Annotated in this window: 24 protein-coding genes; 7 read left to right on the top strand and 17 right to left on the bottom strand. The window is 64.3% G+C overall.

From position 1 onward, the window contains the following. The 3 genes from AC3WLX_RS18945 to AC3WLX_RS18935 form a co-directional block, all read right to left on the bottom strand. Window positions 1-3,477 (bottom strand): DUF4132 domain-containing protein, encoded by a 3,477-nt coding sequence (locus tag AC3WLX_RS18945; protein WP_492337087.1) that lies wholly within the window; start codon window positions 3,475-3,477, stop codon window positions 1-3. Between the two features lie 76 nt (window positions 3,478-3,553). Next, on the bottom strand, window positions 3,554-4,033 hold the full coding sequence (locus AC3WLX_RS18940) for a hypothetical protein (RefSeq protein WP_492337086.1): 480 nt from the start codon (window positions 4,031-4,033) through the stop codon (window positions 3,554-3,556). 5 nt (window positions 4,034-4,038) lie between these two features. Further along, window positions 4,039-4,488, bottom strand: a complete 450-nt coding sequence (locus AC3WLX_RS18935) for a hypothetical protein (RefSeq protein WP_291619561.1) — start codon at window positions 4,486-4,488, stop codon at window positions 4,039-4,041. A gap of 230 nt (window positions 4,489-4,718) precedes the next feature. On the opposite strand from AC3WLX_RS18935, the gene AC3WLX_RS18930 reads away from it, so the two are divergent. After that, complete coding sequence (locus AC3WLX_RS18930; RefSeq protein WP_492337085.1) at window positions 4,719-5,615, top strand: hypothetical protein; 897 nt, start codon at window positions 4,719-4,721, stop codon at window positions 5,613-5,615. Between the two features lie 81 nt (window positions 5,616-5,696). Here AC3WLX_RS18930 and AC3WLX_RS18925 read toward each other — a convergent pair whose 3' ends face one another. Together AC3WLX_RS18925 and AC3WLX_RS18920 are read right to left on the bottom strand one after the other, a co-directional pair. Beyond that, window positions 5,697-6,488: a phytanoyl-CoA dioxygenase family protein gene (locus AC3WLX_RS18925; protein ID WP_492337084.1), complete on the bottom strand. Its 792-nt coding sequence runs from the start codon at window positions 6,486-6,488 to the stop codon at window positions 5,697-5,699. A gap of 201 nt (window positions 6,489-6,689) precedes the next feature. Continuing rightward, on the bottom strand, window positions 6,690-7,061 hold the full coding sequence (locus AC3WLX_RS18920; protein WP_291619565.1) for a BA14K family protein: 372 nt from the start codon (window positions 7,059-7,061) through the stop codon (window positions 6,690-6,692). Between the two features lie 308 nt (window positions 7,062-7,369). Between AC3WLX_RS18920 and AC3WLX_RS18915 the strand changes: the two genes are divergently transcribed. Both AC3WLX_RS18915 and AC3WLX_RS18910 read left to right on the top strand, forming a co-directional pair. After that, a complete protein-coding gene (locus tag AC3WLX_RS18915; RefSeq protein WP_291619568.1) occupies window positions 7,370-8,035 on the top strand; it encodes a class I SAM-dependent methyltransferase in 666 nt (221 codons plus the stop codon). A 13-nt stretch (window positions 8,036-8,048) separates the two neighbouring features. Next, complete coding sequence (locus tag AC3WLX_RS18910; protein ID WP_492337083.1) at window positions 8,049-9,092, top strand: zinc-binding dehydrogenase; 1,044 nt, start codon at window positions 8,049-8,051, stop codon at window positions 9,090-9,092. Window positions 9,093-9,123: 31 nt separating this feature from the next. Here AC3WLX_RS18910 and AC3WLX_RS18905 read toward each other — a convergent pair whose 3' ends face one another. After that, window positions 9,124-9,987 carry a LysR family transcriptional regulator gene (locus AC3WLX_RS18905; protein ID WP_492337082.1) on the bottom strand — a complete coding sequence of 288 codons (864 nt, stop codon included), beginning with the start codon at window positions 9,985-9,987 and terminating at the stop codon, window positions 9,124-9,126. 99 nt (window positions 9,988-10,086) lie between these two features. On the opposite strand from AC3WLX_RS18905, the gene AC3WLX_RS18900 reads away from it, so the two are divergent. The 4 genes from AC3WLX_RS18900 (at window position 10,087) to AC3WLX_RS18885 (ending at window position 14,598) form a co-directional block, all read left to right on the top strand. Then, on the top strand, window positions 10,087-11,397 hold the full coding sequence (locus AC3WLX_RS18900) for an aspartate aminotransferase family protein (protein ID WP_492337081.1): 1,311 nt from the start codon (window positions 10,087-10,089) through the stop codon (window positions 11,395-11,397). Between the two features lie 206 nt (window positions 11,398-11,603). Then, entirely contained in the window at window positions 11,604-13,745 is a 2,142-nt protein-coding gene (locus AC3WLX_RS18895; RefSeq protein WP_492337080.1) for a GumC family protein, read from the top strand. A 165-nt stretch (window positions 13,746-13,910) separates the two neighbouring features. Then, window positions 13,911-14,129: a hypothetical protein gene (locus tag AC3WLX_RS18890; protein ID WP_291619600.1), complete on the top strand. Its 219-nt coding sequence runs from the start codon at window positions 13,911-13,913 to the stop codon at window positions 14,127-14,129. Window positions 14,130-14,139: 10 nt separating this feature from the next. Further along, on the top strand, window positions 14,140-14,598 hold the full coding sequence (locus tag AC3WLX_RS18885; RefSeq protein WP_492337079.1) for a hypothetical protein: 459 nt from the start codon (window positions 14,140-14,142) through the stop codon (window positions 14,596-14,598). Window positions 14,599-14,815: 217 nt separating this feature from the next. Here the strand turns inward: AC3WLX_RS18885 and AC3WLX_RS18880 are convergent, their stop codons facing one another. The 11 genes from AC3WLX_RS18880 to AC3WLX_RS18830 form a co-directional block, all read right to left on the bottom strand. Continuing rightward, window positions 14,816-15,244, bottom strand: coding sequence for a hypothetical protein (locus AC3WLX_RS18880; RefSeq protein ID WP_291619579.1), 429 nt, complete (start codon window positions 15,242-15,244; stop codon window positions 14,816-14,818). 18 nt (window positions 15,245-15,262) lie between these two features. Next, window positions 15,263-15,616 (bottom strand): hypothetical protein, encoded by a 354-nt coding sequence (locus tag AC3WLX_RS18875; RefSeq protein WP_492337078.1) that lies wholly within the window; start codon window positions 15,614-15,616, stop codon window positions 15,263-15,265. A gap of 59 nt (window positions 15,617-15,675) precedes the next feature. Beyond that, window positions 15,676-16,209, bottom strand: coding sequence for a hypothetical protein (locus tag AC3WLX_RS18870; RefSeq protein ID WP_492337077.1), 534 nt, complete (start codon window positions 16,207-16,209; stop codon window positions 15,676-15,678). A 204-nt stretch (window positions 16,210-16,413) separates the two neighbouring features. Beyond that, window positions 16,414-16,686 (bottom strand): hypothetical protein, encoded by a 273-nt coding sequence (locus AC3WLX_RS18865; RefSeq protein WP_291619583.1) that lies wholly within the window; start codon window positions 16,684-16,686, stop codon window positions 16,414-16,416. 73 nt (window positions 16,687-16,759) lie between these two features. Beyond that, a complete protein-coding gene (locus AC3WLX_RS18860) occupies window positions 16,760-17,104 on the bottom strand; it encodes a DUF1236 domain-containing protein (protein WP_492337076.1) in 345 nt (114 codons plus the stop codon). A gap of 180 nt (window positions 17,105-17,284) precedes the next feature. Continuing rightward, window positions 17,285-18,307 (bottom strand): LLM class flavin-dependent oxidoreductase, encoded by a 1,023-nt coding sequence (locus AC3WLX_RS18855; RefSeq protein ID WP_492337075.1) that lies wholly within the window; start codon window positions 18,305-18,307, stop codon window positions 17,285-17,287. 159 nt (window positions 18,308-18,466) lie between these two features. Continuing rightward, on the bottom strand, window positions 18,467-18,937 hold the full coding sequence (locus tag AC3WLX_RS18850; RefSeq protein ID WP_492337074.1) for a hypothetical protein: 471 nt from the start codon (window positions 18,935-18,937) through the stop codon (window positions 18,467-18,469). 125 nt (window positions 18,938-19,062) lie between these two features. Next, window positions 19,063-19,410: a hypothetical protein gene (locus AC3WLX_RS18845; protein WP_492337073.1), complete on the bottom strand. Its 348-nt coding sequence runs from the start codon at window positions 19,408-19,410 to the stop codon at window positions 19,063-19,065. 37 nt (window positions 19,411-19,447) lie between these two features. Beyond that, window positions 19,448-19,792, bottom strand: a complete 345-nt coding sequence (locus tag AC3WLX_RS18840; protein ID WP_492337072.1) for a hypothetical protein — start codon at window positions 19,790-19,792, stop codon at window positions 19,448-19,450. A 65-nt stretch (window positions 19,793-19,857) separates the two neighbouring features. Then, window positions 19,858-21,888: a methyl-accepting chemotaxis protein gene (locus AC3WLX_RS18835; protein WP_492337320.1), complete on the bottom strand. Its 2,031-nt coding sequence runs from the start codon at window positions 21,886-21,888 to the stop codon at window positions 19,858-19,860. Between the two features lie 267 nt (window positions 21,889-22,155). Next, complete coding sequence (locus tag AC3WLX_RS18830) at window positions 22,156-23,088, bottom strand: LysR family transcriptional regulator (RefSeq protein ID WP_492337071.1); 933 nt, start codon at window positions 23,086-23,088, stop codon at window positions 22,156-22,158. Window positions 23,089-23,128 lie beyond the last annotated feature (40 nt).

Here is a 23,128-nt window from a genome sequence, read left to right as displayed (position 1 = left end):
TCAACGTTTGAGCTGGCTCAGGATGCTGGGGTCGGTGATCTGATCGTCGGCTGCGAGCATCGCTGCTTTCGACAGGATGATCGAGAACATATTGTCGCCCTCGAATGGCAGGCGCACATCGTCCGCGCTGGCGAACGCCGGGACGATGCACAGATACTGGTCGGTTGGCTCCATCATGATGTTGCCAGAGCCAAGATGGATCTTGTAGGCGCCCAGCTTGCCCTCGACGCGCAGGAACTTGCCGTCGACGATGCGCGAGACCTTGCCGATCGCCAGGCTCGGCAGAAGGGCAGTCATGAATGCAAGACGCGTCTCCGCCATCACGCTGAGGTCGCCGAAAGCCTGTGTCTGCCAATAGTCGGCGCCGATCGTGCGACGCCACTGGTTGGGATGATTAGCATCTCGGCCGCCATCGGCCCAGTTGGGATCGTTCGCCACCGAGGCCACGCCGACAAACAAGTCGCAATGCCGCATCACCTCCGATAGCGCGAGCGGCGGGATATCGGCGATATCCACGACTGCGACCCGTTGCGGCCCGTGAGCGGAGGCGGCTTCGGCGGGATTGGCGATCCGGTAGAAGCGAAGCTGATCGGTCGTCAGATAGAGATAGGCCTGCGAATCGGTGACCTCCGGATCATCGCCGCCGGCACCCTCGGTCCAGAATTCGGCGACAAGGCCCTGCCGCGGCAGCACGATGTGGGTCGGCTGGTCGTTGGGCGTGTCGGCCCAGATCCGATGCGTCACCACCCAGCCATTGAGGCGGGCCAGCGCCATGAGCTGATGTTGCTTGACGATGTGCCCGGCAAAACGGTTCGAATAGGCGCCGGTGCGCCGTTCGGCGTCGGTGACGAGATAGACTTCCCGGTGCGCCTGCTTGAACGGCTGCACGATGCCGAGCGCACTGACTCTAGCTCGCCACGCCATCACCTCGTCGACATCGCAGCCGATCGGGTGCCAGAGCGTGATCTCCGCGCGATCGATCGAGACCGGCCTGCCGCTGACGTCGCTCATGCCCTCACCCGACCAGAGCATGGCGACGCGCTCGTCGCCATGATGGACGTTCCAGATCAGCCGGCGGCTCAGCGCGCCGAGCAGCGGATGCTGCACGTAGCGTTGCCGCCAGGTCTCCGCGGGCCAGCGCCGCTCATCGAGCCAGAGCCGTTGCAGGCGTTGCGGCTGGACGGACAGGTCGGCCTCGATCTCCTTGGCGAACGTCTTCACCGACTTGATGGCGCCCTTGTTCTCCTTCAGCTTGGCCGGGACCGACTTGGAGATCTTCCCGTTTGCCGCGCGCCACGCAACGTCGACCGAGGCTGTGCCGGTAATCGACAGAAGCGCGGCGCCGTCGCCGACGGCGATCTCAGTGGTGCCGCGCGCGTCGAGATCATGCGTCGGGATCGATAGCTCGTCGAGTTCGCCCCGGGTGATGCCCGCCTTTGCCGCGGCTTCGTTCAGTGCGGCCTCGATGCGCTTTCTCACCTTGGGATATTTCACGCGCGCCAGCAGCCGGGCGAGATAGCGCACGCCCCCGCCATCGGGCAGATGAATGAGGGCCCACAGACAGGCGTTGCCGAGGCGCTCGTTGCGCATGCCCAATCCGGGAACGGTTTCGAAGCAGATCTTCTGAGCGTGGCGCGTCAGGATCGGTCCGACGGCATCGGGCGCCCAGTCGGCCGAGATGTAGATCACCGCGCGCGCAAGCGGATCGGTCGGGAAACCCTGCTCGGGGTTCAAGACGTCGAGGATCGTGGTCAGAAACACGATCCGCTGTTCGGCGTTCAGATTGGACACCGAGGGGCGGGCTGCCTTCCGCCACTTCTCCGAAGGCGTGCTCTTGCCCTCGAGTTGGTAGGCGCAAACATGCAGCGCCTTCCAAGCGGCGTGAAATTCTGCGGGGATCTTAGCGGCTTTCCGCATCCGATTCAGGAGCACGCCGGAGAACCATCGCCTCCCCGCATGCCAATGGCTGATCGCCCATTCTTCGTCGAATCTTTCCTGTGTCGTCTCTTCCGTGACCTTGTAGGGCGTGTCGGGCTGCGCAGGGCCCTTCAGATAGTCTTCGACAAAGGCGACGTCCTGCAGGGTGCATTTTCTGAGATCATTGAGGTCGCCATAATAGGCCGTGAGGGCTTTTTCGAACGCAGGGGCGTTGGACCAACCCTTCAATTCGGGACGCGGCGGTAATGGCTCTTCGGTCGCCTGCTTGCCGTCAGTGGTGTGAAGCGCGGCCTTGAGGCGGGGAATGGCCTGTGCGCGAAACGACCTTTGCTTGGTCGTAGCCGCGGTCGGAAATTTTCCCTGGAGCCACGCAAGGCATGCGCTGGCGGCCGCTCTGGTTTGCGGAGCTGCTTCGGTCTTCATCGTTGCGATCACAGCGTTGATGACGCGAACATCCTGCAAGATTTCCAATCCGGGCATGGCGGTGAGCAAGGTGACCGCCGCCGCGTCGCTGGTGACGAGCTTGGTCTTGAGCAACTGGCGGAACAGATTCGAGAATGGACCGGATCCATGATAGGTAATATGACCAATGGCTGCGTAGTCGGCATACTCCGAATAAGGTGGAAAATTGCCAACCTCGCCCGCTACAAGCGCGTCCTTGCGGCGGCTCGCCTCGGCCATCATGGCGAGGGCCTCTCCCTTTGTCGAAGGTGAAGACGCCAGGATCTCCGCTGCCAGAGAATTCTGAATTTGCTGCGCCTTGCTGTCCGGAGAAGGCTGATGAAGCGTCTCGATCAAGTCCTTGACCGGTGAACGTGTCCCCTCGCAAACATGGACGATGGCCAAACGCGCCGTTTCTCTCGCTCGCTCTCTGCGCTGAAACAGGACGCCGTCAGAAAATGTGCGCCCAAGCCGATGATACAACGGCTCAACGACGCGGATCGCGTTTGCGTAACGATGGGGAGCCCAAGCGAAGCCTTCGATCAGGTCGGCAACATCGGCGATGACCTGGCGTTGCGCGTCGCTCATGGGCACGGGTGTGCAGCCGGCAAGGATCTCGGCTACGTACAGCAGATGCATTCTGGTGGCCGAGTCTTCGGGAATCCGTGCGCTGATGTGCGCGGTGCGTCCCAGAGCGGCGGCCGTCGGGTCGTCGAGTTGGACCTTCGTGTCCACAATTGAATGCACGGCATAATCGAGCAGGCGAGCCCACAACCGAGCTTTGTCCGTCCGAAGCGTCCCGGGCCACTTGAGGTTGATATCGGTGATGATCGCCGAGATCTGCGCCCCGCGGCCGAACAATTGCAGCCTGTCGGTCTCGGATAGTTCGTTGGCGATCCGCGATACTCGAAGGTAGTCGACCTGAAAGGGCAGCCGGTCGCCGTCGAGGCACTCGTTCAGGAAGCCGTCGAGCGTCGCCACGCCCGACTGGCGCAGGTCGGCGAACAACGCGTCCATGTCGATGCGTGCGCGAGGCGTGTCCGGCGACCAATCCTCGAGAGTCCGCACCTTCGGCTTCAACGGGTCGAACAGCGCCATGAATGATCATCCTTCAAGAAGCGTATGGTATGACTGGCACGCTCCTTGGACGGATCGCATGTGCGCACCGTCGCGGCTACCAGCTCAAACCCGTAAGCGTGCGGTATTCGTCGTGTGAAATGCGGTTTGTCGCCAGCAGGTGGCAGACGCGGCGGGCGTATTCCTCGGACGTCATGAGCCTGATAACCTCAGGGAGTTGCTCGGCCCAGGCCTCCTCACCTTCGTAGATCAGCATCGGGATTTCGGCATGCCGACGGCCTGTCGGCTCGTAAGAGTCGGCGGCACGGGCCTTGAGCTCAGTCAAGCTGTTCCAATTTACGATCCGCTCGTCGACCCTGTTTGGAAGGCCCGCGAGAACGGGCTGTCCAGTCCGCAGATCGAACGCTACGATTGGTTCGCGCTTTCGGCGATACCACCACGCACTCAGGCGCATTCTGAGATGCGAAATCCTTTTCGAAACTGAATTTCGCGTCGAGAACCAGATGCTCCGCACGCGTGCAACGAAGCCCTGCGCCGGCGGGAAATGGGCGAACCGATCGTAGGGATATTCGGGCATCCGGATCAGCCGCCGACCAGCGGCACGAGGCGGAGGAAAGTCACGGTGCTGGTGTGCTCGACCGACAAGACCTCGTCGAGGTCGACGATCTGACGGCCGTCGAAGATCATGAAGAAACCGTTACGCGCAAATGCCTTGAGTGCGACCGCGATCAAGCGCTCGCTCTCGATCAGGTCGAGATAGGAGCCCGGACCGTAGACCTCGCGCGGTCCGTTCAGGGTTCGCTCGATTGGATTCGGCGTGACCAACCATCCGTCGGAAGCACCACGCTCGGCGGTGATTTTCCCGTCAAGGCGCGAGCGTTCGAGCGCATTGTGCATGGCCACGTCCGCCTCGATGCGGCAGCGGATGAGGTCTCGGGCGGTCATTCGTTCAGTCGGCAATTCGATCCGGTGGCGCAACTCGCGCGCGGCGCCCGGCTTCCGCTCGTCATAAACCTCCAACACCGCATTCATGAATCACACTCCTTGCGAGCTTGCCCCGGAGAATGCTACCGGGGAAATTACGATTCGGGAAACTGCGATCATTGGAATTGCGGCACCATCGTAAATATTCAGAGGGCATCTGTCCGTTGACGGGCCAGTCGCTCCGGTACAGTCGCGGGTGGATTTAGATTACAATTTCAATGAAATATGCGCTCGACTATGTCATGAATGCGCGCCATTTTCGATAGTAAGCTTGTTCCATGCGCACCATTGATCGCCTGTTCTCCTGTCTCGCTCTGCTTGCCATCGCCACCGCTCCGCTTCCGTTGCACGCTGCCGAAACCTGCCCGTTCATCAGCGCAAAGGAGCTCGCCGCCGCGATGCCGGCGCTGAAATGGTCGCTGATTTCCAATCAGGACGGCCGCGGCTGCATCTACCAGGCCGGGCGCGGCGACACGATGATGCTCTCCGTGTTTCGCAATCCCGACAAGGACCGCGCCAGGGAATTGTACGCGACCTTCGTCAAGACGCTAGGTGAGCGCATGAAGCTGAGCTCAGTGGTCGCGATCGGCGAGGAAGGGCAGGGCGGAACGAGCGCGGCCGGTGCGGGGCGCCAGGAGGCTTCGGTCGTCGCCTTGTCCGGCGATTACATTCTCCAGATCAGCGTCTATCCGATCGGCCGGCGCGCCGACGACGCGCTGCTTGGGCCGGTCGCTGAGGCCGCGCGCGTTGCCATCGCCAATGTGAGCAGGAGCAGCGAGCGGTTTGGCAATTGCGAGTGGCTCACGGTTGCGGATGCCGACGGCTTTCTCGACGCGGGCACGCTGACGGTGCAGCGCACCGGTGCGGGCAGCTGCATGATGTTCGATCGCGAGGCCAACACGATGACCGTCGCGGTGATCGCGACCTCGCGCGACACCGCCATGGGCATGATGAAACGCGCAGGGCCGTGCACGCACGTGGCGATCCCCGAGCTAGGCCGCGAAGCGTTCGGCGAGCATTCCTGCACCAAGGGCAACGGCAACGCCGTCACCATCTATGTCTGGAAGAACGGCAGGCAGGCTTCGATCCTGTTCGCCCCGGTCAAGCCGCATCCGCAGTCCGGTTCGGTCGAGCGCCTGAAGGCCGTCGCCGCGCGGGTGTATGGGAAGCTGTGACGACATCGCACCGATCCCCAAGTGCTCTGCGTTGCACGATCAGCTCTGAGCGATCCGGGATCGGCCCCGGATGCCGTCCGACTATACCGTCAGCCCGCAGGCCCGCCGGATCGCGATCTGAACCGGCGAAGGCGGCAGCGCCGGATCGAACTCGCCCTTCGGCAGCAGCGGTGGCTGTGCCATGAAGCGCGGCTGCTCTCCCCGGTGGGGTTGCGCGGCATGAACCAGGAATGGATGGCACAGATAGACGCTGCCGGCCGCGCCGGTCGCCAGCTCGATCTCGCAATCCTGAGTCGACGTCCAGTTTTCGGCGGCGAGCTGCCGGAGCGTTGCGCCTGCTTCGCCATAGGGCAGCAGCTCCCGCGCGATCGTCGCATGCGAGCCTTTCCGGATCCGCGTGGGCGCATCGTCGGCGCCGATGTCCGAGAGCAGGAAGAGCATCAGCAGCGCCCGCCCGCTGCTCTTTACATTGGCGCGCCATTCCATGAAATCCGCGTTGGCCGTGCCAAAGCTCATGTCCACGTGCCAGCCGTCGTCACCGGGGGCTTCAGGTGACGGAAATCGGATCGGAAAGGTTCCGAGCCCGCTGGGCGCGAGCCAGCGGCCTTCGCCGGCGAGTTGATCATAGGCCAGGCGCAGAAGCGGCGTGTTGGCAGCTTCGACGAAAGGCGGCGTCGCCTTGGAGGCCACCCGGACCACCGGGCGAGTCCAATGCTCCGGGCGATCCGGCGACAGGCCGATATCCGCCCACAGCTCCTCCCTGCACCGCCTTGCGAGGTCGCTGCTGAAGGCGTTCTCGATCTTGACGAATCCGTCGTCGATGAAGTTCTGGACCTGACGAGGCGTCAGGCCAGCCTGTTCAGTCTTGGGCATTCACACATTCTCCGTTCGGCCGGCGCCTAGAGCGCAGCCGTTTGATCTCACTGGCGCGACTGCGCCGGAACGACGTTCTGCCGTTCAGATCAGCGGGAAGAATGTGGAGATGAACATCATGGTCGGATGTATAGCGCGAGCGAGCATGGAATCAAGACGCGCTGGACGCGGCAGCCCCGCGAGGAGGCTGCCGCACTCACGTTACGGGCAGGGGTGGCGCACACCATCGTTGCCGAGGTAGGTTCCCGAGCCGGGATCGTAGGAGCGATAGCGCTGCGCACAGTAGGACGCTGCGTTGGATTGAGCCTGGCTGTTGGCGATCGCACCGCCGATAATTGCGCCCGCTGCGAGGCCGCCGATGACGGCTGCACCGGTCCCGTAATTGCGGTGACGATGCCCGTGATAGCCATGGCGATGTCCGTGTCCATGCCAGCGCCTGTATTGCACCTGCTGCACGCCGGACTCGGCCGCGGGACTCGCGATCGGCAAAGGCGCCGCCAGCACGGGTGATGCAGCCGTCGAGAGCAGCGCGCCAGCGGCGGTGAGGACGACGAAAGTTCTCCGGATTGTCATGTCTGGCTCCATGCTGTTGAGGATAATGGAGCAACGGCCGGTTGCCTGCTCCGTTCCCCCAGCGTGGGCGCTAGCCTCACAAAGTCGCAGAAGTGAACGATGGCTAAGGCGCCGCGGAACACGAGACATCTCGTTCAGCGCTGACTCGTCCGTGCCGAGGGCCTACGGCGGGGCGACGGGAGTTCCCATCATTGATTTGAAACAATGATGTTCGCGGACGCCGATGCTAGAAAAAAGCCGCAGGTTGCGATTCACGGTTCCCGGCCGTATCGCGACTATTGCAATGCGCGCCGAAATCCGAGGGCTCAATGGGACGACTGCTGAATATCGTGACGCCGCTGCATACCGCGACCAAGCGCGACTACATGGGCCGCATGAACGACGACAAGATCGGCTGCTCGCTGAAGGCGCGCGAATACGAGGCCGATTATTGGGACGGCGATCGCCGTTTCGGCTATGGCGGCTATCGCTTCATCGAGGGGCGCTGGGCTCCCGTCGCCAAGGCGCTGATCGAGACCTACGGCCTGAAGGATGGGTCGAGCGTGCTCGACGTCGGCTGCGGCAAGGGCTTTCTGCTCTACGAGATGCAGAAGATCCTGCCGGGCCTGAAGGTCACCGGCTTCGACATCTCGAAGCATGGTCTTGCGAATTCGCACGAGCAGGTGAAGCCGTACCTCTTCAACTATCGCGCCCAGGACGTCTATCCCTATGGCGACGACAGCTTCGACCTCGTCATCTCGCTCGGCACGCTGCACAATCTCAGGCTCTACGAGCTCGATGCGGCGCTGAAGGAGATCGAGCGGGTCGGCAAGAACAAATACGTCATGGTCGAGGCCTACCGGACCGTCGCCGAGCTGCACAACCTGGAATGCTGGGCGCTGACGGCGGAGTCCATCCTGCACACGTCGGAGTGGATATGGCTGTACGGCAAGCTCGGCTACACCGGCGATTACGAATTCATCTATTTCGAGTGACCGGGCGCGATCCATGGACATCAAGACAGCCAAGGCGGCGATTCTCGTCGAATCCGGCAAGCCGCTGATCGTCGACGAGTTCGACTTGCCTGATGCACTCGAGCACGGTCAGGTGCTGGTTCACGTGCACACGTCGAGCATCTGCGGCGCGCAGATCAACGAGATCGACGCCGTCAAGGGCGTCGACAAGTTCCTGCCTCATCTGTTGGGGCACGAAGCGCTGGCGACCGTGGTCGAGACCGGGCCCGGCGTCGTCTCCTGCAGGCAGGGCGACACCGTCGTGATGCATTGGCGGCCGGGCAAGGGCATCCAGTCCAACACGCCGGCCTATTCCTGGCGTGGCAAGCGCCTCAATGCCGGCTGGGTCACCACGTTCAACGAATATGCCGTGGTGTCGGAAAATCGCGTCACGCCGGTGCCCGCCACGATCGACCGCACCAGCGCGCCGCTGCTCGGCTGCGCCGTGACGACCGCGCTCGGTGTCGTCAACAACGATGCGCAGATCGCCATCGGCGAGGCCGTCGTCGTGTTCGGCGTCGGCGGCGTCGGATTGAACATCGTGCAATTCGCCGCGATGGTCGGCGCCTATCCGGTCATTGCAATCGACCGCCTCGACAACAAGCTGGCGATGGCGAAGGATTTCGGCGCCACCCACACCATCAACTCCGAAGCGGTGACGGACGTGGCCGCGGAGGTGCGCTCCATCACGGGAGTCGACGGCCCCGACAAGGTCGTCGAGACCACCGGCGTCAAAGCCCTGATCGAGCTTGCCTACGAGATCACGGCGAAGAAAGGCCGCTGCATCCTCGTCGGCGTGCCCCGCGAGAAGGCCGAGATCTATACGCTGCCGCTGCACTTCGAGAAGGTGCTGAAGGGCTCGGAAGGCGGTCAATGCCAGCCCGCGCGCGACATCCCGCGCCTGGTTCGCCTCAGCGACGCCGGCAAGGTGAGCTACCGCGGCATCGTGACCCACGAGTTCGCGCTCGACGACATCAACGCCGCGCTGGATCTGATGCGCAGCGGCACGTCGGGGCGGATCCTCCTGAACATCAGCTGAGCGCTGCGCTCGCCGCGCACGCGCGGCGTCACTAATCGATCGCTGCCTTGGTCTTCAATCCGGGCAGCACTGTGCGGACGTGCTCGGCCAGCGTCGTCGCCAGCAGCGAGGGCTTCGCCTCCGAGAATTCGAGCGCGATGCCGATGGTCGGAAGCAGGGGCAGTCCGGCCGAGACGACGTGAAGATCGAACGGGACGGCGGTTCGTGTCAGGACGCTAATCGCGTGACCCGACCGCGCGATCGCGATCAGGCCGGCGAGGCTGTTGCTCGCGTAGGCGACCCTGTAGCGCCGATTGACCGCGTCCATCGCGGCGCAGGCGGCGCGGTAGTCCAGGCTCATCGGTGCCGCCAGCGCCAGCGGCAGCACATCTTGCGTCAGTATTTTCGGTTCGGCCTCGTTCGCGACCCAGACGAAGCGCTCCTCGCGAATCACCTCGCGCGCTCCGGCATCGGACAGCGAGACCAGCGCCACGTCGATCTGGCGCCGCGCCAGCATCGGGCGCAGCTCGGAGGTCGGTGCGCAGACCATGCGCAGCTCGACATTGGGGTGGAGCGCGCAGAATCCCTTCAGCAGTGCCGGCAGGAAAGCGATCGAATAGTCCTCCGGGCAGCCGAGGCTCAGCGTCCCCTTGAGGCCCGCGCCGCTCATGTCGGCGAGAATCTCGTCGTGCTGCGCCAGCAATGTCTCGGCGTGGGCGAGCAGTTTCTCGCCGGCTGCGGTCAGCCTCATGCCGGATCCGCTGCGGTGAAACAGCGGCTGCGTGATCGTTTCTTCCAGCCGTTGCATCTGCATGCTGAGCGCGGATTGTGTCCGGCCAATCTGCAAGGCCGCCAGGCTGATCGAGCCGGTGCGGGCCACGACGACGAAATTCCTCAGAAGGATGAGATCCAGCATCGACATCAGGAAGATTGATATCTAGATTGAATTATATCAATTAGCCTGAAGTCAAATTCCTGACTAGAGGTTAGACGTCCCTACGCGCAGGTGGCTGTCATGACCTTGAATGCCGATCCCGATTTCTGGGCGTCCGCCAACACGCATCTGACCCGCTATGGGCCGAGTTTCGAGCCCGTCATCATCGAGCGTGCAGCCGGCAGTTTCGTCTACGACGCCGACGGACGCGCCATTCTCGACTTCACCTCGGGACAGATGAGCGCCGTGCTCGGGCACACCCATCCCGACATCGTCGCCACGGTCGCACGGCAAATGGGTGCGGTCGCTCATCTCTTCAGCGGCATGCTCTCGCGTCCGGTGGTGACGCTGGCCGAGCGTCTCGCTGCGCTTGCGCCCGGTCTCGACCGCGTGCAGCTGCTGACGACAGGCGCGGAAGCCAATGAAGCGGCGATCCGGATGGCCAAGCTCGTCACCGGCAGGCACGAAATCGTCGCCTTCGCGCAGAGCTGGCACGGCATGACCGGCGCGGCGGCGTCGGCGACCTACAGCGCGGGCCGGCGCGGTTATGGGCCGGCCGCGGTCGGATCGTTCGTCATTCCCGCGCCGAACGCCTATCGGCCGCGCTTCAGGAACATCGACGGCAGCAACGACTGGCAGACCGAGCTGGACGATGCGTTTGCACTGATCGACAGCCAGTCGACCGGTAATCTGGCGGCCTTCATCGCCGAGCCGATCCTCTCCAGCGGCGGCATATTGGAACTGCCGCTCGGCTATCTCGCCGCCTTGAAACAAAAATGCGAGCAGCGCGGCATGCTGCTGATCCTCGACGAAGCCCAGACCGGAATCGGCCGCACCGGGCACATGTTTGCCTTCGAGCGTGACGGTGTGGTGCCCGATATTCTCACGCTGTCGAAGACGCTCGGCGCCGGCCTGCCGCTCGCCGCGGTCATGACGACAAAGGCCATCGAGCAGACCGCGTTCGAGCGCGGCTTCCTGTTCTACACCACGCATGTCTCCGATCCCTTGCCCGCCGCGATCGGCGTCACGGTGCTCGACGTGGTCGCGCGCGACGGGTTGGTGGCGCAGGCAACCGCCAGGGGCAACCGGCTGCGGGATGGATTGCTGTCGCTGCAGCAAAAGTTCGAATGCGTCGGCGACGTCAGGGGCCGCGGGCTTCTGCTCGGTCTCGAAATCGTCGTCGACCGGCAGTCCAAGACGCCGGGGTTCGAACTCGGCGCGCGGATCATGGAGGAGACCATGCGTCGCGGTCTCAGCATGAACATCGTCAAATTGCCCAGCATGGGCGGCGTATTCCGCATCGCGCCGCCGCTCACGGTGTCCGAGACCGAAATCGATCGCGGTCTCGAGATCATGTCGGAGGCGATTCAGGCTGCTGCGACGGCGCACTGATCGGCTGAAGCGCCGCGGCCACGAGATCGAGATCCTGGACACCGGATGGACCATGCTCTGCGGAGGCATGCAGGCCGTCGCGCGTCTCGCTAACGATTCGTTCACCGCCCAGGGCGAGCCCAGCCGTAACCGCCGGTTAACCATGGATATTTACGGTGTGAAAAGCCTCTGAGCTGTGACAGTCAGTTGATTTCGAGTCTCACCCCATGGCGTCCGGTAGCCGCGCATCTCCGCGAAGCATCGCCCCGACGGAGCAAGCGGCTTCGTGGGATTCGCCGCGCGCTGCGAGGGTGCCTGACGGCGCCGCGCCGGCCCTGATCGGGGGATCGCTGACCGTCTCCGGCACGCTCGCCTTTCTGCGCGAGAATGGCCGGCGCATCCTGACGCTGGCCGCGGCGCTGTTCGCCCTTGGCGTCGTGGCCCTGATCGTTCTTCCGGTCCGCTACGCCGCGACGGCGCTGGTCGTGCTCGATCCCCGCGAGTTGCGCGTGACCTCGGACCAGGAGGTGCTGCCCGGCATTGGCCAGGACACCGCGGCGCTGCAGAGCCAGATCGAGATCGCCAAATCGGACGGCTTTCTGCGCCCCCTGATAGAGCAGCTCAAGATCGCCGACGACGAGGACATCTCGCGCGGCTACACCGACATGACGCGTCTGCTCGAACGATTCCGCAACCGCCTCGAGATCAACCGTCGCGGGCTCACCTATGTCATTGCGATTTCGTTCACCTCGAACAGCCCCGATCGCGCCGCCTATTACGCCAATGCCGTCGCCGAGGCGTTCGTCGCCAGCCAGGGCCGCGTTCGCACCGAGGCGACCGACGAGGCGGCCGGCTGGCTCCAGGACCGGCTGAAGACGCTGAGCGAGCGCCTGCGCGCCTCGGAAGACGCCGTCGCGGCCTTCCGCCTCGAGCACAAGATCGTCAACGCCGGCAAGGAATCCACCACGCAGCAATTGCGGGTGACCGATCTCACCCAGCAGGTCTCCGCTGCGCGTGCGCGCACGGAGGAGGCCAAGGCGCGCTACGAGCAAGTGCAACGCGACCTCAAGGCCAATGTCGAAGGACCGGTGAAGCAGGACCTGCTCGGCATGCTGCGCGCGCAGCGCTCGGCCCTGACCGAGCAGATCGCGCAGAAGAAGGCGGTGTATGGCGACCGCCATCCGGATCTCGCCATCTCCAACAGCCAGCTCGCCGACATCAACCGGCAGATCGAGATCGAGCGGAAGAAGAACATCGAAACGGCGAAATCCGAATATGAGGCCCAGCTCGAGCAGCAGAACGCGCTGGAAAAGCAGCTCAGGGCCTTCGAGACCAAGATGCTGATCGACGGCCAGGCGCTGGTGAAGCTGCAAGAGCTGCAGCGCGACGCCGAAGCCAACAGGAACATCTACGAGCAGTTCCTGTCGCGGTTCAAGTCCACCAGCGAGCAGCGCCAGTTGCAGGCGTCCCAGACCAAGGTCGCCTCGCTCGCCATTCCGCCGGTGCGCTCGACGCGTCCGCCGCTCGCCTTGCTGCTCGCGGCATTGGTGATCGGTTCGCTGCTGACGTCGACCGCCGCCGTTGCGGTGATGGCGAACCGGTCCACCGACGCGCCGGCGTCCGTTCAGGCGCCGGCCTCCGCCGCAGCGGAGGATGCGCCCGGCCGGCAGATCCAGCCTCCGGCCGCTGCCTTGCGCCAGGCCGAGGCGATGCCCGGCCTTCCGGTCTGGGCCCGCATCCCCGAACTGGCGCCCGGGGCGCAGATCAGCACCGTCTGGCAAAGACCGGTCAGCGCGGCGGCCGAGCTCGATCTCGGCTCCCATCTGCGGCCGCTGCTCGAACGCATCGACCGTGTGCCGGTGCGCGGCTGCAAGGTCGCGTTGGTGCTGTCGGTCGGCAAGAGCGCCGGCGGCAACACCGTTGCGCGAGGACTCAATCGCGCCGCCGTCGATCGCGGCATGATGAGCGTGCTGATCCGGCTTCAGCCGGAATTCGCCGGCAGCCAGCCGCCGGTGACCGAATGGCACGACGGCTCGACCACGGCCGGACTTCAGTCCATCGACGAGCTCCTCAGTGCCGGCCGCAAGGCCGATGCGCGGCCCGAGGACGATATAAGGTCGGAGTTCGACCTGATCATCGTCCACGCCGGCAATCTCGCCTTGCAGCCCGACGCCGTCGGTCTGGCAGCGCACGCGGACCTGATCGTCTTGGTGGCGCGTGCCGGCGAGCTCGGCTCGTCCGCGATGCGCCGCGTCACCGCCGCGCTGTCGAAATACGTGGCCGTGCCGATCGGCCTCGTCGTCAATCACGTGCCCGCCGGCCCAGCCGCGTCGCGACCCGAGGGTGACGCATTGGGCCTTGCGGTTTAACCGACACGCTTGGGCCGTCGTCGGCCGGCCGCGCGATGTTGCTATCGGCTTCCTTGGGCCCGCCGGTTGACCTGGACAATTGCGCCGGGCCTCGCACCTCCAAAGGAACTTCCATTTTTTCCCGGCGTTGGACCCATGGTCCGCATCCAGCGGCCGGCGCACACCATGAAGAACTTTTCCAACGCCGAATTTTCCCCCGAGGTGATCGACATCATGACGAGCGCCCTGGAGGCAGCGGTTGCCAGCTTGCCGGAGCCCGTGCATGCATCTCATGTCAACGTGCTCGCCGAGTCGATCCTGCGGACCGCCGACGCGGGCGAACGCAATGTCGCGGATCTGCAACGGATTGCCCTAATGGAGCTGCAACTGGCTCCGCGCGACTGATGAGACCGACATGAAGACACTGGTTGCCGCTATCATAGCGCTCTGCGCGACATCCTCGGTTGCCTCGGCAAACGGCTGGAGGACCTACCACGTCCCGGAATCCGGGACCTCGGTCGACATTCCCGCCTCGATCTTTACAGAGCACGCCGGCAAGCCTGACGGGTATGGACAGCAGTTTCGCAGCTACGACCGCAGTGCCGACCTCACTGTGCAGGCCGTCGAGAACCAGCAAGGTCTCTCGCCGGCCGAATTCCTCGCCGGGAAGAATCCCCCTCGAGGAATCATTTACAAACGCATCACGCCGACCTTCTTCGTGGTGTCGAGCATCAAGCGCGACAAGATCTGGTACAACCGCTGCAATGTCTCGCAGCGGTTCGTGCATTGCGTTCTGATCAATTATCCAGCGAGCCAAAAGCAGCGGTGGGACGCCGTCGTCACCCGGATCAGCCGCAGCCTGCATGGTGGCTGAAGCAGGTCATGAGACCGAAAAGCTGCCCAGGCAGGCCGGTTATCTCCTAAGATTTGTGGCGCCGGCCTGCCTGCACGCCTCGTCGTTCGAGACTCCGCTGACGCGCCTCCTCAGATGAGGCCGATCAGCGCAGTGCCCGTTGAAACTGCTGCCGCGCATTCCGCCCTCATCCTGAGGAGCCCGCCAAAGCGGGCGTCTCGAAGGATGGCATGAGGCCCTAGCGCGCCGTCGTTGTGGTCTTCGACATGGTCGGCTTCGACCCCGGCACATGCGACATCGTCTTGGTGGTCGAGCCGACCTCTTCACCGGCTTTGACCTTGGTCCGCGTGTGCGAACGGCTGAACGTGCCGCCGTCATGAGCTTGCGCCCGGGCGTTGGAGTTCATGACCGGCCCGTTGCCCTTGTTCATGCTGACGCCGGTCTGTGCCTTGCCGCTGGCCGCTGCGGCGCTGCCGCCGGCCGCGATCGACGAACCCGTGCTGCCGGACGGCGAGGTGGACGTGCCACCCGTGCCGACCGTCGAAGCCGAAGTGCCGCCGGCTGTTGCCGAGCCGCCACTGCCGCCGGTGATGCTCTTTTGAGCAAGAGTGGGTGAAGCGGCGCCGACGAGAAGCGCGACCACCGCGGTCGTGAGCAAAGTTCTCATGTCCAATCCTCCACGAAGCTAGGGTGACGAGGTCGAAATTGTGCAGCCGTTGACGGTGATGGTGCTGGCGCTGGTGGAGCCGGGGCCACCCGCCGTCGACGAGGAGCTCGATACGCTGCCGCCGCCTGCCTGCACATTCACCGATGATCCGCCAGCCGAACTCGAGCTCGACAGGGCGCCGCTCGACGAGGCGGATCCGGTTGTGCCCGAATGCGACGAGCCGGCCGCGGTGATGCTGCCGTCCGCATGCTTCTCGACCGTGACCTTGCAGGTTTCTCCGGATGCGGTCTTGCCGGTCTTTTCCATGGTTGCTGCCTGAGCCGCGCTGCCCAGCAGGGCCAGCGCTGCGATCGCAATGATCGATCTGTTCATGCGCGTTCTCCTCCAACAAAGACGAAGGAGCGGCATCGCTGCCGCTCCCGGTCCAGGCATTAGTCCTTGCTCTTCTTCATCTCGTCCTTGTTATGGCCCTTGCCCTTCTCCATGCCTCTGTCGCTGGCATGACCGGCCGATGAGCCGGCGGCGCCGACGGTTGAGCCGCTCTTGCCGTCACCGGCTGACGAGCCGCCGGTGCCCACCGTCGACGCGGAGTTCGAGCCGGAGCCCGCCGCGGAGCCGCCGGTGCCGACGCTGGACGAGCTCTTGCCGTCGCCGGCCGAGGATCCACCGGTGCCGAGCGTCGAAGCCGAGCCGCTGCCGGAACCGCTCCCCGCTGCAGAGCCACCGGTGCCGACCGTCGAACTGCTGGTGCCGCCGCCGGCCGACGAGCCGCCGGTTCCGAGCGTCGAGGCAGAGCCTGAGCCGCTGCCGCCAGCCGAGGAGCCGCCGGTGCCGACGGTCGAGTTGCTGGTGCCGCCGCCGGCCGACGAACCGCCGGTGCCGACCGTCGAGCTCGATTGCGCAACGGCGAGTGCCGTGCCGGCCAACAGCGCGGCCGCAGCCGCAGAAAGCTTCAGGATTCTCATATCGGTTTCCTCCAGTGGGTTTCCAAAAACAGAGCGCCAATCAGGCTCGGGATAAAGTGGCAATCCAGGGAAACGTTCCTCTTTACCGACGTGTTGATGCGCGAGTGCTGCTTCATGCAATTCCGCAACGCGCACCGCGGCGGCGGCGCTCGTGTCGATCGTTCATTGCGTGTTCATTTGCGGCGCGCCCTCGGGGCTGCGCGCCTATGGTGTTTCGGCCATCGCCAAGGCATCGCGCGCGGAATGGTGCGGCGCCTCGCCGGCGATCCGCTGCGACGCAGCCGCAGCGGCGAAGCTAGTGGACGTGTCCAGGACGATCTTCTCGGGCAGTGTGCGTGCGGAGCGGATACGAATGACCGTCCGGTCGACACCTGGTGTCGCGGACGGCGTCGCAAGCGGCGGAAGAGTTCGATCGAGCGCAAACAGCAGGGCCACGGCGAACGCGCCGGCAAACACGAAATATCGAATGATGGGCATCAGGGGTTACCGCGAAGTGGACCGAAAGCCTTGCGCAGGCGGGCCGCAATGAACGGCCCGCCTTGGCGTAGAGTCAGTCCACCTCTTGGACGACCATGCGGGTCTGGGGATCGACCAGCATCACGCGGTCGCCCGAATAGACGTAGCGGTACTTGGTGAGCGAGGGACCCCAGTCGCTCGGAACGGTCGCAAGCTCGACCTCGCGCGGCACTGCTGAGCCGACAACGATCTTTTCGCGCGTTTCGACCGGCCGGATCTTACGCTCGGTGACGTAGGTCCGGATCTTGGTGCGATACTCCGGTTCGATCTGCACGGCAGCGCCGTGGCCCGCACCGGTCGTCGTGGTCACCGTGGTTTGCGCCATCGCGCTCGTCGCGACGAGCAGAGCGGCGGTCGAAATCAGCATGAGCTTCTTCATCGCATTTTCCTTCGCCGCTGGATGCGGCGCTGCGATGAACTCGTCATCAGCCTGGCCGTTCCGCGGAACACGGAACTTTTGCCACTTTTTCCCGTTTTATTTCGAAGCGCTCGACTGGCGGAGAGGAGAATGCGACCGACGGATCAAGCCGGCTCGATGGTGTGACCAGTCCTTTCTTCCTCACCGCCACCCCAGCGCCGGCGCGACGTGCTTCAGGATCGCCTCGATCGCGTGCGCGCAATAGTCGACCCCGAGCTGGTTCGGGATCGTCAGTAGCAGCGTATCGGCTTCAGTGATCGCCTCGTCCTGGCGCAACTGTTCGATCAGCACATCGGGCTCGGCCGCATAGCTCCGCCCGAAGATCGCGCGCGTGCGCGGATCGATGAAGCCGATCTGGTCTTCGCCGCCGCGCTCGCCACCGAAATAGGCGCGGTCACGGTCGTCCATCAGCGCGAAGATGCTGCGGCTGACGGAGACGCGGGGCTCTCGCGCGTGGCCGGCCTCTTTCCATGCCGCGCGAAAGCTGCGGATCTGTGCCGCCTGCTGCACGTGAAAGGCCTCGCCGGTCTCGTCGTTCTTCAGGGTCGAGCTCTGCAGATTCATGCCGAGCTTGGCCGCCCACACCGCGGTCGCGTTCGAGCCGGCGCCCCACCATATCCGTTCGCGCAGCCCCTGCGCATGCGGCTCGAGGCGCAGCAGCCCCGGCGGATTCGGAAACATCGGCTGCGGATTGGGTTCGGCGAAACCTTCGCCGCGCAAGAGGTCGAGGAAGACCTCCGCATGGCGCCGGCCCATGTCGGCATCGCTCGCGCCTTCGGCCGGGCGATAGCCGAAATAGCGCCAGCCGTCGATCACCTGCTCCGGCGAGCCGCGGCTGATGCCGAGCTGCAGCCGTCCGCCGGCGATGAGATCGGCGCTGCCGGCGTCCTCCACCATGTAGAGCGGGTTCTCGTAGCGCATGTCGATCACGGCCGTGCCGATCTCGATCCGGCTGGTCCTGGCGCCGACGGCCGCGAGCAGCGGAAACGGCGAGGCGAGCTGGCGCGCAAAGTGATGCACGCGGAAATAGGCGCCGTCGGCCCCGAGTTGCTCCGCCGCGACCGCCAGCTCGATCGATTGCAGCAGCGTGTCGGCCGCAGAGCGCGTCTGCGATTGCGGCGAGGGCGTCCAGTGCCCGAAGGAGAGGAATCCAATCTTTTTCATGCGGGCAACATATGGCCGATCGGACGAGTTTGCGAGACATCGACTGCGGGAAATATGCGGGCAAGGCGCACGCGCTCAGCGCTCCCGAGAGAATCTGGCCGGGGATCGCAATACGCCGTCAGGTCGTTCGACCTCCACCTGCACGCCGTGGAGGCGGCCTCAGATTTCGCAGCCGGTCATATTCAGGGCCTTGAGCAAGCCGCCGAACGCCTTGAGCCGACATTGCTCGGTCCCGCCGGCAGTCTTTGCACGCTGCACATGGGCGGTCCGCTTGACCACAATCTCCGCCGGCTTCTGCTTGGGGGGAGCGGTCCTCGCGATCGGCTTCGGTTTGCTTCGCGGACGGACCGTCGGCGCCGGCGCTGGCGTGGGTGAACCGGCATGCGCTTCCTGCCGAGCAACCAGGATATCGGCCGAAACTGCTTGCGTCGGCGTTGCGCCGTCAACCGCGGCAACGTCCAGGCGATCTGCCTTCGCCAGCGTCTCCTGCGAAAGCGGAATGCTCGCGCTCTGCTCGGCCGGCGGCGGGACCATCGCGACCGCGCGACGGGGTGGAGCGCTCAGTTCCATTGCCGACAGCACGCCTGCGCTCAACAGGATGAGGAGGCCCAACAACGCCATTCTCAGCATACTTCGCCTCCGGCAGAGGTTCGTGCTGCTGAAAATTCTCCATGCCAATGAGGCAACTTTGCCGGCGGCGGCCGGCCCGGCCGCAATCATCTGCTGACAGGGTTAACGTCGGAATGCCGCTGCGATCACAAGCCGGACCTGGTCGGACCGGTCGTTCTCAGCCAACGCAGGCCATCAGGACCGGATATCGCCGAAGTCCAGTGATACGGTCCGCCGTCCTCGGTCATCTCCGGAGACAAGAGGCTTCCCTGCCGGCTGAGGCATTTCTCCAGGCATGTGTCGCAAGCCGCCGGGACCTGGCCCAGCTTGCTGCACAACGCAGACGCTTCACCTGCCAGCCAGTGGCACTTTGCGGCTGCATCGATGAGATTGGCCTGGGTCAGTCGATCGACGCCGCTCGCTCGTGCGCGTCGCTCGGCATCGTCGGCCATCTTCCGAAAGCTTGCCACCAACTCGTTCATCGACACGGTCATTTCTGCTTCTCGCTGAAAAAGATTCTGCGCATTGAGGTCACTCGCTGAGATCCGCTGAATATCCCTGCCGCGAAATCTGCTGGGGCTCGTCCAATTTGTGGCGTACGCCCTCGGCGTACTCCGTAATGGTATTGAGAAGTTCACGCATCGAAACGAGCATGCGATCCGAATCCTGCGCCCTGACCCTCTCGGCAATGGATCGTTCGTGGGAGTCGCCTGCGGAACTCATCGCCTCTTCCAGTTGCAGGAAACGGTCGGCCGCTTCTTGAATCGCGAGCGCGAGCTTCTTGTTCGTGTTCAATACCTCGATGGCGGCGCCCAGCGGTCCAGCGCGCGGCTCGCGAGGTCCGACATCCGAGCGAAACGGTACCAGATCTCCCACGGTGCTCCCTCCGAATGAATCTCTCATGAAGTCCGGCTCGCGGTGACGCGGGCCGGTTCACCCATTCATGCCGATCTCACTGTATCCAGGAACTTGCCGACTTCCATTTTCAACCGGTTGCTGTCGCTCGACAGCGACCGCGCCGCAGAGAACACCTGGCTGGATGCCGAGCCGGTTTCGCTCGCGCCGCGTTGAACGTCGGTGATGTTCGAGGAGACCTCCTGCGTGCCCTGCGCGGCCTGCTGAACGTTGCGCGAGATTTCCTGGGTTGCGGCACCCTGCTCCTCGACAGCCGAGGCGATCGTGGCGGAAATCTCCGAGAGCTTCTCGATGGTTCCGCTGATCTCCTTGATCGCACCGACGGACTCCTGCGTCGCGCGCTGGATGCCGTCGATGTGTTGGCCGATCTCGCCGGTCGCCTTTGCCGTTTGCTCGGCGAGTGCCTTGACCTCGGACGCCACGACTGCAAACCCACGTCCGGCCTCACCGGCCCGGGCGGCCTCGATCGTCGCGTTCAGCGCCAACAGGTTGGTCTGCCCCGCGATGGTGTTGATGAGCTCGACCACATCGCCGATGCGCGCTGCGGCACGGGACAGGTCTGCCACCTGCTCATTCGTCCTTCGGGCCTGGCCGACCGCATCGTTGGCGATGCGCGCCGATTCCTGCACCTGGCGGCTGATCTCGACCACCGAGCTCGTCAGCTCTTCGGTCGCGGAGGCGACGGACTGGACGTTGGTCGATGCTTCCTCCGAGGCCGCCGCGACCGCGGTCGTCAGCTCCTGTGCCCTCTCCGCGGTGGCCGTGAGCGTGCTCGCGGAGGCCTCGAGCTCTGTCGAAGCCGACGAGACGGTATCGACGATTTCGCCGACTGCGCCTTCGAAGTCGTCGGCCATCTTGACCATGTCGGCTTTGCGCTGTTGCGCCGCCCTGCGCTCCTGCTCGGCCTGGGCTGCGGCCTCTTCACGCGCCTTCTGTTCGGCGTTCTGGCCGATGACCACGACGGTCTTGGCAATATCGCCGACCTCGTCGCCACGATTGGCGCCGGGAATCTCGACGTTCAGCTCGCCGCCTGCCAGCCGGCCCAAGGCCCCATTCAACAGGCTCAGCGGGCGAGCAACGCCGACGAAGGTGAAGATGACGGCGCCGATCAAGGACAGGATGACGGCCACGGAAGCGGCGAACGAAATCCGGTTGCTCTGGCTGAGCTGCGCAGCCGCCTCAGCCTGGCTCTCGGTGGCGCGTTTTTCCGCCACGTCCACCGCCTCGCGCATCAGCTCGATCGCCTGGTTCGCGCGGGGCAGTGTTTGTACCTCGACCAGATCCTTCTTGACCGCCTCGAGTTTTGTGGCCTCCGCGGTTGCGGCGCCATTAGCCTTGGCGTCAGCGGACAACGCTGCGATCAGCGACGACAGTTCCTTGGAATCCGAGGCGACCTTCGCCGCCCGCCCAAGCGCGCTCGTCATCGCGGCGCTCCGCATCTCGATCGTGCGCTTTTGGTTCTCGTCCCCGGTCGCTGCGAACCGCCAAGTCGCGGCGCGCATGGCATTGAACATGGAATCGGCTTCCCAGAGCAGCTTCTCGAGCTCCGGACGGTTTGGCGCCGCGGCCAGAGCCGGCGAGGACATTGCGCCGTCGAAGGTCTTGCTCCAATGGGCGGTAAATTCGGCGCGCTTGCCGGTGATCTGGAAGATCTTGAGCTGGGTTTCGGCAAGGTCCGATGCTGCCTTGGCGTATTGGTCCGCCAGCCCGGCGACGCGCTCCAGCCTCGCCTTGTTCTCGGGGCGGACCATGAGCGAGATGGAAATCCCAAGCTCCTTCTTGATCCTCTCGTAGGCATCGTTGAGCGTCTTGGCGTGCTTTTCAACGTCCGGTGCGGTCGACGACAAGCGTACGTCGCGGACCGAAAGCTGCATCCTGCGGAGCGCCACATTGGCCTCGAGCGTGTGCTCGGCGATGGTCGACTGGACCGTCGCCCGCTCGTTCGCGCGGGTGATCGAGGCCTCGGAGATCATCTGGTTGGCGAGCATTCCCCCGGCCAGCAGGATGCCCAGCAATCCCGCAGCGCCGAGCTTGTTTCCAATGCGATTGAGTTTCACCACCTGCCGGCTCCCGAAAAAAATGCATGCGTCATTTTACGCCTTGGGAACCCGGCGGCCGTTAAGAGAGCGGACCGTGATAGTACGGTCGCCAATTTGATCCACATCAGATTGTTGATCCCGACCGGGCATCCAGCCACCGGGAAAAGTAAGCAGTCGCCTTGATTCAGGCGACGAGGCCCATTTCCCGATCGGAATTTGGAAATTCCATTTCTCTGAAAAAGTTAATGACCGGGCTATGCGTGGCGATACGTCGCAGCATCGCGTTCAGCGGAGTGTCTCATCCGGTGCTGCGCTACGCGGCCACGCTGGCGAAAAATGGTCGGCGCGCGCGACCAGCAGGTCCAGGAAGCTGCGCGCACGCAGCGACATCCACTGCGTCTCCGGATAGACCGCATGCAGCGGAAGCGCGGCGATGCTGTAGTCGGGCAGCACATGCTCGAGTTCTCCGCTGCGCAGGCCGGCGGCGGCATTCCATTCGGGCAGGATCGCGATGCCGAGATGATGCATCGTCGCCTCCTGCATCGCGTCTGCATCGTCGACATGAATGGGTCCGTTGATGAACGCGACGTGACGGCCATGCTCGGAGTCGAAGGCCCATTGCTGGGCCGGTGACAGCCGTGAATAGACGATGCATTGGTGCGAGCCGAGATCGTCGGGCGTGCGCGGCAACGGACGGCCGTGCAGATAGGTCGGCGTTGCGACGAGATAGCGCTGCACGGTGCCGAGCCGGCGGGCAACCAGCGTGCTGGCTTCCAGCTTTCCGATCCGCAGCGCCAGCTCGATGCCTTCCTCGACCAGATTGACGAAACGCTCGCTGAAGCGGATGTCGATCCGGACCTCCGGATAGTGCCGCACATATTCGGCAATGACAGGCATCATGTAGCGCCGCCCGAACGAGGACGGCACCCCGATCCGGAGCGTGCCGCTGGGACGCGGCGCTGCCTGCTCGACGCTCGAGCGCGCCATGTCGAAGCTATCGAGGATTTGCCGCGCGAGATCGTAAATGCGATGGGCTTCGGCGGTCGGCTTGAGCGTGCGCGTCGTGCGCAAGAACAGCTGCGTGCCGAATTCGCTCTCCAGCATCGCGATGCGCTTGCTGATGGCGGGCTGGCCGAGGCCGAGCTCCTGGGCCGCCGCCGAGAAGCTGCCGCCCTCGAGGGTGCGAACGAATGCGCGCAGGCAATCGATACGGTCCATGATTCATTCCGGTCCGGAATAAATGATATCCCATATATTC

It is taken from the genome of Bradyrhizobium sp. FW305-F6 (assembly GCF_058782905.1).
Note: the sequence above shows the minus strand (reverse complement) of the source record. Positions and strands in the feature narration are given on the sequence as shown.